Origin of the sequence: Bradyrhizobium sp. BR13661 (assembly GCF_029892425.1) — a bacterium.
Taxonomy (GTDB): Bacteria; Pseudomonadota; Alphaproteobacteria; order Rhizobiales; family Xanthobacteraceae; genus Bradyrhizobium.
The window spans coordinates 36,089-50,214 of record NZ_JARXWB010000044.1 but is presented as its reverse complement, the minus strand read 5'-3'; the positions used below and the strand labels follow the sequence as shown (position 1 = coordinate 50,214).

At 64.8% G+C, this 14,126-nt stretch carries 13 protein-coding genes and 1 tRNA gene; 3 read left to right on the top strand and 11 right to left on the bottom strand.

Annotation, left to right across the window (positions count from 1 at the left end; all coding sequences use genetic code 11):
• Positions 1 to 144 precede the first annotated feature (144 nt).
• Complete coding sequence (locus M2427_RS38965; protein WP_280712065.1) at positions 145 to 1,275, bottom strand: DUF5938 domain-containing protein; 1,131 nt, start codon at positions 1,273 to 1,275, stop codon at positions 145 to 147.
• Between the two features lie 38 nt (positions 1,276 to 1,313).
• Entirely contained in the window at positions 1,314 to 2,120 is an 807-nt protein-coding gene (locus M2427_RS38960) for an SDR family oxidoreductase (RefSeq protein WP_280712064.1), read from the bottom strand.
• 284 nt (positions 2,121 to 2,404) lie between these two features.
• Here M2427_RS38960 and M2427_RS38955 point away from each other — a divergent pair, with 284 nt between their 5' ends.
• Positions 2,405 to 3,043 carry a TetR/AcrR family transcriptional regulator gene (locus M2427_RS38955; RefSeq protein WP_280712063.1) on the top strand — a complete coding sequence of 213 codons (639 nt, stop codon included), beginning with the start codon at positions 2,405 to 2,407 and terminating at the stop codon, positions 3,041 to 3,043.
• A gap of 83 nt (positions 3,044 to 3,126) precedes the next feature.
• Here the strand turns inward: M2427_RS38955 and ptsN are convergent, their stop codons facing one another.
• The 8 genes from ptsN to M2427_RS38915 form a co-directional block, all read right to left on the bottom strand.
• Complete coding sequence (ptsN, locus tag M2427_RS38950; protein ID WP_008141251.1) at positions 3,127 to 3,588, bottom strand: PTS IIA-like nitrogen regulatory protein PtsN; 462 nt, start codon at positions 3,586 to 3,588, stop codon at positions 3,127 to 3,129.
• A 228-nt stretch (positions 3,589 to 3,816) separates the two neighbouring features.
• Complete coding sequence (gene raiA, locus M2427_RS38945; protein WP_280712062.1) at positions 3,817 to 4,413, bottom strand: ribosome-associated translation inhibitor RaiA; 597 nt, start codon at positions 4,411 to 4,413, stop codon at positions 3,817 to 3,819.
• 77 nt (positions 4,414 to 4,490) lie between these two features.
• The gene (rpoN, locus tag M2427_RS38940) at positions 4,491 to 6,125 is read right to left on the bottom strand and encodes an RNA polymerase factor sigma-54 (protein ID WP_280712061.1); all 1,635 of its coding nucleotides are present in this window, start codon (positions 6,123 to 6,125) and stop codon (positions 4,491 to 4,493) included.
• A gap of 90 nt (positions 6,126 to 6,215) precedes the next feature.
• Positions 6,216 to 7,217 carry an LPS export ABC transporter ATP-binding protein gene (gene lptB / locus M2427_RS38935; protein WP_280712060.1) on the bottom strand — a complete coding sequence of 334 codons (1,002 nt, stop codon included), beginning with the start codon at positions 7,215 to 7,217 and terminating at the stop codon, positions 6,216 to 6,218.
• A 210-nt stretch (positions 7,218 to 7,427) separates the two neighbouring features.
• Positions 7,428 to 8,171 carry an LptA/OstA family protein gene (locus M2427_RS38930; protein WP_280712059.1) on the bottom strand — a complete coding sequence of 248 codons (744 nt, stop codon included), beginning with the start codon at positions 8,169 to 8,171 and terminating at the stop codon, positions 7,428 to 7,430.
• A gap of 5 nt (positions 8,172 to 8,176) precedes the next feature.
• Positions 8,177 to 8,896: an LPS export ABC transporter periplasmic protein LptC gene (gene lptC / locus M2427_RS38925; RefSeq protein ID WP_280712058.1), complete on the bottom strand. Its 720-nt coding sequence runs from the start codon at positions 8,894 to 8,896 to the stop codon at positions 8,177 to 8,179.
• A 254-nt stretch (positions 8,897 to 9,150) separates the two neighbouring features.
• Complete coding sequence (locus M2427_RS38920; protein WP_280712057.1) at positions 9,151 to 9,765, bottom strand: ribonuclease D; 615 nt, start codon at positions 9,763 to 9,765, stop codon at positions 9,151 to 9,153.
• A gap of 107 nt (positions 9,766 to 9,872) precedes the next feature.
• Entirely contained in the window at positions 9,873 to 11,198 is a 1,326-nt protein-coding gene (locus M2427_RS38915) for a UbiA family prenyltransferase (RefSeq protein WP_280712056.1), read from the bottom strand.
• Between the two features lie 266 nt (positions 11,199 to 11,464).
• Between M2427_RS38915 and M2427_RS38910 the strand changes: the two genes are divergently transcribed.
• Positions 11,465 to 12,736 (top strand): MFS transporter, encoded by a 1,272-nt coding sequence (locus tag M2427_RS38910; protein ID WP_280712055.1) that lies wholly within the window; start codon positions 11,465 to 11,467, stop codon positions 12,734 to 12,736.
• Positions 12,737 to 12,853: 117 nt separating this feature from the next.
• On the opposite strand, the gene M2427_RS38905 is transcribed toward M2427_RS38910, so the two are convergent.
• Positions 12,854 to 12,940: transfer RNA gene (locus M2427_RS38905), tRNA-Leu, on the bottom strand.
• A 150-nt stretch (positions 12,941 to 13,090) separates the two neighbouring features.
• On the opposite strand from M2427_RS38905, the gene M2427_RS38900 reads away from it, so the two are divergent.
• On the top strand, positions 13,091 to 14,056 hold the full coding sequence (locus tag M2427_RS38900) for a complex I NDUFA9 subunit family protein (protein WP_280712054.1): 966 nt from the start codon (positions 13,091 to 13,093) through the stop codon (positions 14,054 to 14,056).
• The last annotated feature ends 70 nt before the right edge of the window (positions 14,057 to 14,126 follow it).

Here is a 14,126-nt window from a genome sequence, read left to right as displayed (position 1 = left end):
TGTGTTCGGGCGCCCCAAGCGTTTTTCGTCGGGGGGTTTGGGGGCCGGCGCCCGCCGTTTGTTTCTTGTATCAGTTTTGGGGGGGGGGCCCCCCCCCCCCCGGGGGGGGGGGGGGGGGCCCCCCCCCCCCCCCCGCCGCTCTTGTCAGTCGTGCACGGTGAGGATCGGCTTGCTGACCAGCCCAAAACTGCGCAATTGCCCGAGCAGCTCGTGATGGCCGAACGCCTGGCAGCCGGAGGCGAAGCCCACGCGCTTGGGCGGCTGCTGCAGCAGATGCGCGGCGGCATAGGCCTGCAACATGCCGGTCTGCTTGTAGTTGCTGTTGCCGTTGATGACGCAGTGCGCGCGCCCGAGCGGGCCGGAGGCATGCACCGAATCCAGCGACTTGTTGACGCGCGGGTTCTCGCGCGGCGGCATGGTGTTCATCACGCTGGCCGCGGTCTGCGCCAACGCGGCGTAGCGTTCGTCGGGGTTCATGTTCTTGGTCGCCTCCAGCGCGCCGGCGACGATCTGCGGCACACCCAGCATCAGGGCGCGGTTGAACACCCCGCCCAGCACCTTCACGTTGGCCACGCGGGGATCGCGCTTGAACCACACCGGGTGCGAGGTGCCGCCCCAGGGCAGCGCCAGCGCCAGCTCGTGCTGGCCGGGGATGGCGAGGTTGTATAGGCCGGCATCAGGCTGATGCTCGACGTATTTGTTCTGCTCGAGGTAGTAGGCCTTGGCCATCGCGGCGTTGACCAGGATGGTCTGCGTCGAGGCGATGGTCGGGCTGCCGCCCCAGAACACGGCGATATCGAGCGTGTCGAGGCCCGGCGTCTCCAGGCACAGCTGCGCTGCAATCTCGCCGGTGGTGTACATCTGCGCGATGCCCGGCGCCAGCAGCAGGCCGGCATTGGCGAATTTGGTGCCCCACTCCTGCTCAAGCGTGATCAGCCAGTCCTGCTCGCCTGTCGTGTCGGTGTAGTGGCAGCGGGAAGCCCAACAGGCCTGCACCACCTCGCCGCCGAACTTGGCGAAGGGGCCGACGGTGTTGAGCACCACCGAGGCACCGTTGAACAACTCCGTCAGCGCGCTCACGGTGTGCGGCACTTCCACCACCTCGTAGTCGGCGGTCTCAATGCCGGCCACGTTCGCCTTCATGGCAGCGTTGAGCTTCTCGGCGCTGCGGCCGGCGGCAACGAACGGGATGTTGTACTCGCGTAGATATTCGCAGACGAGACGGCCGGTATAGCCGGACGCGCCATAGACGATGACGGGTTTCTTCGCGCTCATGGTGTTCCTCCGAAATGTTTTGTTGTCGGGTCTTCAGCTCACATGCCCATGCCGCCATCGACCGGCAGTCCGATGCCGGTGATGAAACGCGCCTCGTTCGAGCACAGAAACACCGCGGCATCGGCGATGTCGCCGACCTCCGCGAGCTTTCCGAGCGGCGTCTGCTCCACCACTGAGCCGACAGCGGCGTTGACGTCGGGCGCGAGGCCGATCTTGACGATGTCGTTGGCGAGCTGCAGGCCCATGTCGGTCGGGATCAGGCCTGGATAGATGCAGTTGACGCGCACGCCGTAGCCGAGCTTGCCGGCCTCCATCGCAGCGACCCGCGTCATGCGGTCGACCGCGGATTTCGTGCCGGAGTAGACCGAGATGCTCGGGAAGGCGATCGTCGCCGCGACGGAGGCGATGTTGACGATCGCGCCGCCCTTGCCCGCCGGTCCGCCCGGCCGCATCGCACGGAAGGCGTGCTTCATGCCGAGCACGGTGCCGACGATGTTGACGTCGCACATCCGTCGCGCGTCCTCGGCTCTGATCTCCGATACCAGCGAGGTGATCTCGATGCCGGCATTGTTGATCAGGATGTCGTAGCCGCCGAGCGTTGCGACGGTCCTGGCAACCGCGCGCTCCCATTGGGCGTCATCGGCAACGTCGAGCTGGGCGAATCCCGTCGGGACACCTTCGTTCTTCGCGATGGCGCTCGCACTCGCACTGCCGGCGTCTTCGAGGATGTCGGCGATCATAATCGAGGCGCCGGCGCGCGCCAACGCCTGCGCGATCGCCGCACCGATTCCTCTGGCACCGCCGGTGACCAGGGCTTTCCTGCCTGCAAGGCTCTTCCCACTCATGATGCGCTCCTCCCGTTGCTGGTGATTGATTGGTGGGGCGCACGATCGGCGCGCACCAGGTCGATGGGCGCAGGGCCTTTTGGGCTGCACCCAGCGAAGCGTTCCTCCATGGTCGGACGTCTTGACGACTGTCCAAATTCTTGAGCGCGAACCTCCGCCAGAATCTTGACACTTGTCAAGAACGAATTTGACAGTTGTCAAAGGAAGTGGTTGTGAGGGGATGGAGCATTGCGCGGATGGCGCGGTATAAGTCCTTGAAAGAACGGGACTGAGGAAGGGACGAGATGGCGCGGCAGGTGACGGGAGCGGCCCGGCGTGTGGCTGATGCGGCCGAGGTGTTGCGGGACGAAAAGTTCAACGCACGGCGCATCGAGCTGGCCGAGGCCGCGCTGGAAACGCTCGGCGAGCTCGGCTTCGCGCGCACCAGCCTGCGCGAGATCGCGCAGAACTCGGCGTTCACGCACGGCGTGTTCCACTATTATTTCAGCGACAAGCTCGACCTGATCTGCTGCTGCGTGCGCCACTACAAGGCGAAGTGCGTGACGCGCTATGACGAGGTCGTCGCGACTGCAACGAGCCGCGACGAATTGACGGAGGGCTTCCTCGCCAAGCTTGCGGCAACGCTCGAGAGCGAAGCCCGCATGCACCGGCTCTGGTACGATCTGCGCTCGCAGGCGATGTTCGAAGCGGCGTTTCGCAAGGACGTGCTCGAGATCGACAAGAGCCTGGAGGCGATGATCTGGCGCATCGCGTCGCGCTATGCCGAGTTCGGCGGCAAGCGGCCGGCGTCATCGCCCGCCGCGCTCTATGCGCTGTTCGACGGCCTGTTCCAGAGCGCGCTGCTCAGGCATCTCGCGGGTGACAAGGCGGCGGTTGCCGAGCTGCTCGACGAAGTCCGGCACCTGCTTCCGACGGTGTGTTGAAGAGTTTGCACCTCGTCATTGCGAGCGCAATGACGGTGCTGAGAGAGCAGAAACGCTCTCACATTAGGCAATGGTGTGAAAGACTACGCCGCGGTCGCCGGCGGCAGGGCCAACACCGAATAGATCGCCTGGGCATCACGTGAGGCGCGGAGCTTCTTGGCGATGTCCTGGTCGCGCAGCAACCGCGCGATGCGGGCGAGCGCCTTCAGATGATCGGCGCCGGCGCCTTCGGGGGCGAGCAGCAGGAAGACGAGATCGACCGGCTGGCCGTCCATCGCCTCGAAATCGATCGGGCGATCGAGGCGCGCGAACAGGCCAAAAATCTTCTCGAGCTTGGGCAGCTTGCCGTGCGGAATGGCGACGCCGTAGCCGACCGCCGTGGTGCCGAGCTTCTCGCGCTGGAGCAGCACCTCGAACACCGAGCGTTCGTTCTGTCCGGTCAGCTCGGCGGCCTTGGCGGCGAGCTCCTGGAGCGCCTGCTTCTTGCTGTTGACCTTCAATGCCGGAAGTATCGCCTCGGGGGCGACCAGATCGGTAATCGGCATGGAAGTGTTCCGGGGTGAATTAAACCGTCAGGTTCCGAATTGGCCGGCTCGATCGAATCGAGCCCGGCCGGCGTCAAGAAGGTCAAGCAGACAGGGGACTTAGCCCAAGTCCCGTTAAGCTCTGATGTGGGGCGCTTCTACTCCAACGCAATCCCGGTGCCAACTCCCGCGTGCGGCTTTGCCACGGTCATTGTTAAGGACTGTGGTTGATACGGGGTACCCACTGGGCTAGCCCGTTTTGGCGCCCGGCGGGTCGATCCAGCCGACATTGCCGTCCGCCCGGCGGTAGATGATGTTCACCCGGCCCGAGGAGCCATGCTGAAATACCAGGCAGGGCGCCCCACTGAGGTCCAGTTCCATGACGGCCTCGCTGACCGACATCTGCTTCAGCGACGTCGTCGCCTCGGCAATGATCACGGGGCTGTAGCCGGTGACCTCCTCCTCGTCGTCGCCCTCGCCGGGGGCCTCGAGCACGTAGGCCGTGGCGTCGAGCGCAGCGAGCGCGGCGGACGCGACATGAGCCTTGCGCGCCGAGCGGTCCTTGAGCCGGCTCTTGTAGCGCTTGAGACGCTTCTCGATCATGATCAGCGCCTGGTCGGCGCTGGCATAGGCATCCTGCGCGTTCGAATCGGCTTCCAGCGTGATCCCGGAATCAAGATGCAGCGCACAGTCGGTGCGGAAGCCGAGGCCGTCCTTGCTCAGTGTGATGTGACCGGAATAATTGCCGTCGAAATATTTACGGAGGACCTCTTCGGTCCGGTCGGTCACACGCCCGCGGAGGGCCTCACCGACGCTAACGCTCTTGCCCGAGATCCGAAGAGTCATGTGATGCCTCGCTTGGTTGAGGGCCTAGCTCGGTCGCGAATAGGGGATGAGAGTAGCGCGATTTCGCGCCAGCGCAATCACGCCGGTTCGGTGTTGCGGGAGCGATCGGACATTGCGGTGGAAAGGACGTTACCAAGAGCGCTCTGCTTGTCGCGACGGCGTTGCACCGAGGACGGAATGCGCATGGCTTCGCGGTACTTCGCGACCGTGCGGCGGGCAATATCAATGCCCGAAGCGCGCAAGCGTTCCACGATGGTATCATCCGACAGGATCGCGGCGGGCGCTTCCGAATCGATCAGCTGCTTGATGTGGTGACGTACGGCTTCGGCGGAATGCGCCTCGCCGCCGTCGGCGGACGCGATCGACGCGGTGAAGAAATATTTCAACTCGAATGTGCCGCGATTTGTCGCCATGTATTTGTTGGCGGTGACGCGCGACACCGTGGATTCATGCATCTGGATGGCGTCGGCGACGGCCTTCAGATTCAGCGGCCGCAGATGCGCGACGCCGTGGGTGAAGAAACCGTCCTGCTGCCGCACGATTTCGGTCGCAACCTTCAGGATGGTGCGGGCGCGCTGGTCGAGCGCGCGCACCAGCCACGTTGCGTTCTGCAGTGCATCAGTGAAATACGACTTGTCGCCGTCCTTGCCGATCTTCTTCGACAGTTCGGAATAATAGGTCTGGTTCACCAGAACGCGCGGCAAGGTGTCGCTGTTGAGCTCGACATGCCAGCCGCCATCCGGTCCCGGGCGGACATAGACATCGGGCACCATGGTCTGAAGCCGCGCCGATCCGAACTTCATGCCGGGCTTGGGATTGAGCCGCCTGATCTCGCCGATCATGTCGGCGATGTCCTCGTCGTCGACGCCGCAGAGCTTGCGCAACGCGGCGACGTCACGCTTGGCGAGGAGATCGAGATGCTCGACGAGGGCCTGCATCGCGGGATCATAGCGGTCGAGCTCGCGGAGCTGGATCGCCAGGCATTCGCTCAAGCTGCGCGCGCAGACGCCGGGCGGGTCGAATTTTTGCAGCACGGCGAGAACGTCCTCGACGTCCTTTTGCGTTGCGCCAAGGCGCTCGGCCGCCTGGCCGAGATCCGGCGGCAGGTAGCCGGCTTCGTCGACGAGATCGATCAGATACTTCCCGATCATGCGCTGCGCCGCACCGGTGAAGGCGACCGACAGCTGCTCGGCGAGATGGTCGGAGAGCGTGGTCTCCGCGGCGACGAAAGCTTCGAGATTGTAGTCCTCGTCGCCGGAGGCACCACCGCCCCACTCCGTGTAGGTGGTCGGCGCGGCGTCCTGGGCGTTGCGCGCGGCCGCCTCGGCGGGCTCCTCGGAGAAGACGTTGTCCAGGCCCGTGTCCAGGGTCTGCTCGATCTCGGCGCGGGAGCCGAGATCCTTGCTCATCCATTCTTCCTGGCCGGGCTCGAAGGCATTGCCGCTGCCGCCAAAGCCGTCATCGGCGCCAACACCGTCAGCATGGCTGCCTGATTCGTCGCCATCGCTGAACTGACCGGTCTCGGCCGGCGCCTCGCCGCCGGGGGCCTCGTCATTGGCCCGCTCCAGCAGGGGATTACGCTCGAGCTCCTCCTCCACGAAGGTCGTGAGATCGAGATTGGACAATTGCAGCAGCTTGATCGCCTGCATCAGCTGCGGCGTCATGACCAGCGACTGCGATTGCCGGAACTCTAATCTCTGCGAAAGCGCCATGAAGCAAGAACCGTTCCCGAAAATTGGTCCGATTTTTGCTTATCCTAGTCCGAGCCCGATGTACACGTCTTGACGAAACGCAAAAAAGGGCTAGAGGCGGAATTCCTCGCCAAGGTAAAGGCGGCGGACATCCGGATCCGCGACGATCTCGTCCGGGCTGCCCTCTGTCAAGATTTCACCCGCATAGACGATGTAGGCACGGTCGGTGAGGCCGAGCGTCTCGCGCACATTGTGGTCGGTGATCAAGACGCCGATGCCGCGGTTGGTGAGGTGGCGGACGAGGTCCTGAATGTCGCCCACCGCGATCGGATCGATGCCGGCGAAGGGCTCGTCGAGCAGCATGTAGTTCGGACGCGTTGCCAGCGCGCGCGCGATTTCGACGCGGCGACGCTCACCGCCTGACAGCGCGATCGAAGGCGATTTTCGCAGGCGCGTGATGTTGAATTCGTCGAGCAGCGAGTCGAGTTGCTGCTCGCGCTTCTTGCGCGAAGGCTCGACCACTTCGAGCACGGCGCGGATGTTCTGCTCGACGGTGAGGCCGCGGAAGATCGAGGCTTCCTGCGGCAGATAGCCGATGCCGAGCCGCGCGCGCTGATACATCGGCAGCTTCGTGACATCGTGGCCGTCGAGCTCGATCGCACCGCGATCGGCCTTGATCAGGCCGGTGATCATGTAGAACACGGTGGTCTTGCCGGCGCCGTTCGGGCCAAGCAAACCGACCGCTTCGCCGCGCCGCACAAAGATGCTGACGCCGCGCACGACCTGGCGGCTGCCAAAACTCTTTTCCACGCTATGCACAGCCAGGAAGCCCGGCCGCTTCAACAATTGCGGTCCGCCCGTGCCGTTGGACTTGGCAGCGGGTCTGGCTTTGGGCGGTTGAGCCGCCGCCGGCCGCTGGCGCGGCGGGGCCTCGACACCATAGGGGTCCGAGGCCTGGATGGCCTGGTCACGGGCAATCGGCGGCGCGTCCCGCACGGGGCTCGCCACCAGGCCGCCGACGCTGTCGCCGAGCGCGGTGATGTCCTGACGGGCAAATCCTGGCCGGCCGCGCTTGGCGGGGCGCCGTCGGAACATGCTGAAGAGATCGACCATCCCCGCCTTCTAGCTTTGCGCGGTGCTCGCGCGATCTGCAGTGCCGGCCTCTCGATTCGCCGGCACAGCATGAATGAAGGGATGTCTCATGCCCAGTGAAACACGCCCGAAAAGCGGCGGACCCCGCTTCGAAAGCCCTGCGCGCTAGATACAGTGTCACCACGCAAGCTTCAACCTCGGATCGGCGACATCTGGGACAAGCGCTTGAATCTACTTCGGTTTAGTTCCGCCAGGAAGCTGCAGAGGCGAGCCTGCGCCCGGGGCGACGGGCGTTCCGCATTTGCCGCTTCCGCCGCCCTGCGACTGGATGAACAGACCCTGCACCTTGCCGCTGTCGGATTCGACCCGGGAGACGCCGGTGGTCATGTCGACCATGAGGCGGTCGCCGCGTAGCACATTCTGGCACTGGGTCAGAACCACCTGGCCGCCGGACCCGCCGAGCATGGTGATGAGGTTGGTCTTGGTGTCGAACACCGCGGTCTCGCCCGTCACCACCTGGTCCTTCTGGGTGACGACGACATTGCCGCGCGCTTCCAGCCGCTTGATCGAGGAGGCGCCGCCGGGTCCCGGCGTGGCCGACTGCATCGGCGCTCCCTTCTGGCCTTTTGCAGACGCAGATTGCGCCGGCGCCGGCTGCGGCGCGGCCTGCTTGTCGCCAGAGGATTCGTAGAACACCACCAGCGTCTTCGAGGTCATGGTGGTGTCGCCCTGCACGACCTTCACATTGCCGGCGAAGGTCGCTTCCTTCTTCTTGTCGCGCATCTCGAGCGAGGCCGCCTCGATCTGGATCGGCTGATCGCGGTTCTGCGAAAAGCCTTGCATCGCGTTGGGCACGCCTTGCATCGCGCTCTGCGCGACGGCTGCACCGGCCGCGATCAGCGCGACACCGGCCAGCGCTGCCGCTGCGACGATGGCGCGACGCCCGGCACCGGTGCGCGAAAAAAATGGGGCCATGAAAATCACTTTGGGTTTGCGGATTTCTTCGACTTCGCCGGCGGCGCCGCCGGCTGCTCGACCGGCACAGGCGCAGCGTCATCCGTGCCGAGCTTGTCCAGATGCATCACCACATTGCCTTCGAAACGAATGACGTCGCCGCCTTCGGTGATGCGCAGCTTGTCTGCGGTCAGCGTGCCGTTGGTCAATTTGACGTCGACACGCTCGTCCGAGGAGACCGTGCCCTTGTTCATGTCGACAAAGGCCGAGTTCAGCCGCGCCTCGTAGCCGGTCGAGGTGCGCAGGAAGATGTCCTTGTGCAAATCGAGCTGCTGCTGCTTGTTGTCGAAGCGGCCGTTGCGGGCATCGAGGAATATCGTCGACTGGTCTTCCATCAGCACCTTGGCGCGCAGATCGGCGAGATCGACATGATCGGGATCGGTGATGTCCTGCGTCGCGGTCTTGGCCCAGAGCTCGTAGGGCCGCAGGTCCGGCGAGAAGCCGGACAGATGCGGCGATTCCATCGTGATCTTGGTGCCGCTCACCGCGACGTTCTTGACCGAGACGGGCAGGTTCGGAATCCGGTATTTGTTGAAGAACGCGATGTAGATGATCACGGCCATGGCCACGACCACCGTCGCCGGCACCCCGATGCGCAGAATCCGCACCAGGCGGCTGTGGCGCGCCGCCTGTGCAAACTTCGCCGCAAGCGCGGCGTCGTAGGTGGGAAACTGGGCCGAATTCACCGCTGCTCCAGGGTGTCGCTCGCCTTGTCCTGACCAAGCGCGGGCCATTGTACCCGGCGCCGCCTCAATATGCAGCCTTATCAGTCTTGAACAGGCTGCACTTGGACAGGCCGCAGGAAAGTGTCCGAAACGGGGCGGTTGCTCTCCGCCCGCTTGCATGCCGTCATTCCGGGGCGATGCAACGCATCGAACCCGGAATCTCGAGATTCCGGGTTCGGCTCTTCGAGCCGCCCCGGAATGACATCAAACCAACTCTAGGAATGCGCGAAAATGTCCTCTTCCTCCCAGCCCTGGAGGTCGAGCAGGGCGCGGGTCGGCAGGAAGTCGAAACAGGCTTTTGCAAGCTGGGCGCGGCCTTCCCGGACCAGCATGGCGTCCAGCCGTTCGCGCAGGGCGTGCAGGTGCAGCACGTCGGAGGCGGCGTAGGCGAGCTGCGGCTCGGTCAGGCTGTCGGAGCCCCAATCGCTGGATTGCTGCTGCTTGGAAAGGTCGACATTGAGCACCTCGCGCACGAGGTCTTTCAGGCCGTGGCGGTCGGTATAGGTGCGGGTCAGGCGGGAGGCGATCTTGGTGCAGTAGATCGGCCCGGTCATGACGCCGAAGGTCTGGTACAGCACCGCGACGTCGAACCGCGCAAAATGGAAGATTTTCGTGATGGCGGGATCGGCCAGCAGCGCCTTCAGGTTGGGCGCGTCGGTGTATCCCTTCGGGATCTGCACCACGTCGGCGCTGCCATCGCCCGGCGAGAGCTGGACCACGCAGAGCCGGTCGCGGTGCGGATTGAGACCCATGGTCTCGGTGTCGATCGCCACCGCGCCGGTGTAGCGGGAGAGGTCAGGCAGGTCACCGCGATGCAGGCGTACGGTCATGGCGTTTCAAACCCTCAGATCGAATCGGTCGCTTCGTCATCATAGGCTAATCGGATCGACCGCGATGTATCCAGTGCGGACGGGCGGTGCAAGCGCGGAAATCCCGGTCAGATCGCCGCCAGCATGATGCAGACCATCGCCGCCACGGTGGTGCGGCTGGCGCTGTCGCGGAAGGCGTAGATGATGGGATCATCAGGCATCTCGCGGCGATGCGCGATCATCAGGGCCCGGCCGAACCAATAGAGCAGCAGGGGCGCGAGCAGCCACAACATCCAGGGCCGGCTGTAAAGCGGCGTCACCGCCGAGGACGACACGTAGAGCGCGAACACCGTCACCGCATTCATCGCGCTCGCGGCCGCCATCGCGGCGATGATGCTGAGATCACTGATGCGGTAGTCGCGGTTGGATGGATCGGAAAGGCCCTCGCCCTGGCGCATGCTGAGCTCGCTGAAGCGCTTGATCAGCGCGAGCGAGGTGAACACGAACAGCGAGAACACCATCAGCCATTCCGACAGCACGACGCCGGCGGCAACGCTACCTGCGACGATGCGCAAGCAATAGAGGCCCGCGAGCGTGACGACGTCGACCAGCATCCTGCGCTTGAGCACCAGCGAATAGGCGATCGTGGCGGCGAGATAGGCGGCGAGCACGCCGAGGAAAGTCACGGAGATGCAGAGGCTGGCAACAAGCGCGAACGCCCACAGCGCGGGGATCGCCGACAGCGCCGAGGAGATCTTCAGATCACCCGCGGCAAGCGCACGGTGGCGCTTGGTCGGATGCTGGCGATCGGCGGCAAGATCGAGCAGATCGTTCATCAGATAGGCGCCCGACGCACAGGCCGAGAACGCCAGGAAGGCCAGCAGCGCAGAGCCGAGGGTTGCGATATTGACCTGATGCGCGGTGAGAACGGGGACGAACACCAGCGTGTTCTTGGCGTATTGGTAGAGGCGCAGCGCCTTGGCCCAGGTTCTCAGGCTCGCACCACTTTTGCTGCGCGCCTCGATGCGCTCGATCGCGTTGCGATCGAACGGCAGCCTGTCGCCGGCGGCGAGATCGGCCGGGGTCACGACGCCGTCAAAGCCGAGATGCGTCGCGATGCCGGCGGCATGATCATTGAGGCGGCCGGCGACCAGAAAGATCTTCGCGCCGCGCGCCCGTGCCGCCAGCGCCTGGTTCATCACGTCGGCATCATAGGGCAGGTGGGCATAGTCGAGCTCGGCGCGCGCCAGGATGTCCGTGAGGGCCGCCATGCCTGCGCGGCCGCCCGCGCCGAAGCGGGCCAGCATGCGGGCGGGGCTGGAGAACAGCGCCTCCATCAGCAGCTCCGAGCGCAGCAGCGCGCCTTCGAGATCGACCACGAGGGTACGGGCGGGCGCCGCCGCCAGCTGCGGCGCGGCCTCGCTCCGTTCGACCTGCCAGACGGGCTGCTCCATCCGAAAACGCTCTGACTGACCGCGACACGGCCGGCCCAAGAGCTGAGAGACGCTGGGACAGGCCGGAGAAGCGGGAAAATGGACGGCCGCGAGCCTAGGCAGCATTGGCTAAGAGCGGCTTAATTTGGCGGGAGAACGGCAGCTGTTGCAGGGATCCCACAATCCGGCGCGCGCTGGATATACCAGCGGAACATGGACCCCGCGCCCGTGGACATCGGCCGCGCCGACCCCATCTGAGCCCAGCCTCCCATCACGCCCCAGGTGCCATGACAGACCAGACGCTCGCCGCGCCGATCGACGATCAGCAGGAACGCCAGCGCGGCTTTACGCGCTACCAGTCACTTCTGGTGGCGCTGCTCGCCTTCGCACAGTTCACCATCATTCTCGACTTCATCATCATGTCGCCGCTCGGCGCCATCATGATGCCCTCGCTCAACATCACGGCCGGGCAATTCGGCGTCGCGGTCTCGGCCTACGCGTTCAGCGCCGGATTGTCGGGCATCCTGGCCGCCGGATTTGCCGATCGCTTCGATCGCAAGCGCCTGCTGCTGTTCTTCTACACCGGTTTCACGCTCGGGACCCTGCTGTGCGCGCTGGCGCAGGATTATCATGTGCTGCTGGCCGCCCGGATCGTGACCGGATTGTTCGGCGGCGTGATCGGCTCGATCGTGCTCGCCATCGTCACCGATCTGTTCGCGCTGCATTTGCGCGGCCGCGTGATGGGCTTCGTCCAGACCGCCTTTGCCGCGAGCCAGGTGCTCGGCGTTCCCGCCGGCCTGTTTCTCGCCAATCGCTGGGACTGGCATGTCTGCTTCTTTGCGATCGTCGGCCTGTCGATCCTGGCGATCGCCGTCATCGCCTTCGCGATGGCGCCGGTCGATGCGCATCTGAAATTGAAGCAGGACCGCAACCCGTTCCATCATCTGGTCGCGACCGTGTTCGAGCCGCGCTACACGCTGGCCTTCGCGGTCACGACGTTGCTGGCGACGGGCGGCTACATGCTGATGCCGTATTCCAGCGCGTTCACCGTGAACAATATCGGCATCGACATCGCGCACCTGCCGACGATCTATCTGGTCTCCGGCCTGTTCAGCATCGTCACGGGACCGCTGGTCGGCCGCGCCAGCGACACCTTCGGCAAATATCCGACCTTCGTGTTCGGCTGCGCGATGACCGTCGTCATGGTGCTGATCTACACCCATCTCGGCCACGTCTCGCTGGTGACCGCGATCACCGTCAACGTGCTGATGTTCGTCGGCATCTTCTCGCGCATGATCCCGTCGCAGGCGATCATCTCGGCGATTCCCGACCAGACCCAGCGCGGCTCGTTCAGCGCGATCAGCGCTTCGCTCCAGCAGCTCTCCGGCGGCCTCGGCTCGGTGCTCGCGGCCGCGATCATCTCGCAACAGGCGGATGGTTCGCTGCTGCATTTCGAGCGGATCGGCTATGTCGTCGTCACGACGACGATCATCACGCTGGTGGCGATGTATTATGTGCAGAAATCGGTGGCGGAGAGGGCGGGGAGGAGCTTGGTGTGAGGGCTGACAGAGCCAATTTGGCCGGCTCAGAGATCATCGCGACGGCGATCTGGGGAGCGCCGTGCGGTTAGCTCCGATGATTGGAAGCCGCTCGATTTGGGGACCAAATCCCTAAAATGGTGCCCAGGAAAGGACTCGAACCTTCACGGCCGTTAAGCCACTGGCACCTGAAGCCAGCGCGTCTACCAATTCCACCACCTGGGCATGCCGTTTGGGGCACGGAGGCGGTTACTACGGTTCAGTGACGCCGTTGTCAATTCATGGTTCTGGATGCCGATTGCGCATCGCACACTGGCCCGATACAAGCCTGATATCTCGCACTCTTCCTGCAGAATCGGACCCAGGATCACTCCCATGGCATCGAATTCGGAAACTCTCGTCACGGTTTTCGGCGGATCGGGGTTTTTGGGCCGGAATGTCGTCCGCGCGCTGTGCCGGCGGGATTACCGTATCAGGGTCGCCGTGCGGCGGCCGGAACTCGCCGGATACCTCCAGCCTTCGGGCAAGGTCGGCCAGGTTCACACCATCCAGGCCAATCTGCGCTACCCTGGATCGGTCGAGGCGGCGGTGCGTGATTCGGACGTCGTGATCAATCTGGTCGGCATCCTCACCGAGGGCGGCGCCCAGACCTTCGACGCGGTCCAGGCCAAGGGCGCCGAGACCGTCGCCAAGGCGGCGGCCGCCGCGGGCGCGCGCCTGATCCATGTCTCGGCGATCGGCGCCGATGCCGAATCACCCTCGCACTACGCCAGGGCCAAGGCGGCCGGCGAGGCTGCGGTGAGCGCGGCGGTGCCGTCTGCCACCATCTTCCGTCCCTCAGTCATGTTCGGCCCCGAGGACCAGTTCACCAACCGCTTTGCGGCGCTGGCGCGGATGTCGCCGGTGCTGCCGCTGATCGGCGGCGAGACGAAGATGCAGCCGGTCTATGTCGGCGATGTCGCCACAGGGATCGCGGATGCCGTCGACGGCAAAGCCAAGGCGGGTGCGACCTACGAGCTCGGCGGGCCGGAGGTGCTGACCATGCGCGAGATCATCGAGGCCATCGTCGAGATCGCCGATCGCAAGCCGATGCTGGTGCCGCTGTCGTTCGGGCTTGCCCGTCTCCAGGCCGCCTTCCTGCAATTCGCGCCCGGTGCGTTCAAGCTGACGCCGGACCAGGTCACGCTGCTCGATCGCGATAATGTCGTGTCGGATGCGGCGAAAGCCGCCGGGCTCACGCTGGAAGGCCTGGGCATCACGGCCGATTCGCTGGAGGCGATCGCGCCGCAATATCTCTGGCGCTTCCGCCCGCAGGGCCAGTTCCAGCGCAAGAGCGCGTGAGCCGCTGCTCTCTCCGCCGTCATGGCCGGGCATAGCCGTCCGAAGGACGGCGTCGCTTTGCTCGCCTATG

What these genes read in the sequence shown, in the direction of transcription:
- M2427_RS38965 (WP_280712065.1), bottom strand. Translation starts at nt 1,275, where the DNA reads ATGAGCGCGAAGAAACCCGTCATCGTCTATGGCGCGTCCGGCTATACC.
- M2427_RS38960 (WP_280712064.1), bottom strand. Translation starts at nt 2,120, where the DNA reads ATGAGTGGGAAGAGCCTTGCAGGCAGGAAAGCCCTGGTCACCGGCGGT.
- M2427_RS38955 (WP_280712063.1), top strand. Translation starts at nt 2,405, where the DNA reads ATGGCGCGGCAGGTGACGGGAGCGGCCCGGCGTGTGGCTGATGCGGCC.
- ptsN (WP_008141251.1), bottom strand. Translation starts at nt 3,588, where the DNA reads ATGCCGATTACCGATCTGGTCGCCCCCGAGGCGATACTTCCGGCATTG.
- raiA (WP_280712062.1), bottom strand. Translation starts at nt 4,413, where the DNA reads ATGACTCTTCGGATCTCGGGCAAGAGCGTTAGCGTCGGTGAGGCCCTC.
- rpoN (WP_280712061.1), bottom strand. Translation starts at nt 6,125, where the DNA reads ATGGCGCTTTCGCAGAGATTAGAGTTCCGGCAATCGCAGTCGCTGGTC.
- lptB (WP_280712060.1), bottom strand. Translation starts at nt 7,217, where the DNA reads ATGGTCGATCTCTTCAGCATGTTCCGACGGCGCCCCGCCAAGCGCGGC.
- M2427_RS38930 (WP_280712059.1), bottom strand. Translation starts at nt 8,171, where the DNA reads ATGGCCCCATTTTTTTCGCGCACCGGTGCCGGGCGTCGCGCCATCGTC.
- M2427_RS38920 (WP_280712057.1), bottom strand. Translation starts at nt 9,765, where the DNA reads ATGACCGTACGCCTGCATCGCGGTGACCTGCCTGACCTCTCCCGCTAC.
- M2427_RS38915 (WP_280712056.1), bottom strand. Translation starts at nt 11,198, where the DNA reads ATGGAGCAGCCCGTCTGGCAGGTCGAACGGAGCGAGGCCGCGCCGCAG.
- M2427_RS38910 (WP_280712055.1), top strand. Translation starts at nt 11,465, where the DNA reads ATGACAGACCAGACGCTCGCCGCGCCGATCGACGATCAGCAGGAACGC.
- M2427_RS38900 (WP_280712054.1), top strand. Translation starts at nt 13,091, where the DNA reads ATGGCATCGAATTCGGAAACTCTCGTCACGGTTTTCGGCGGATCGGGG.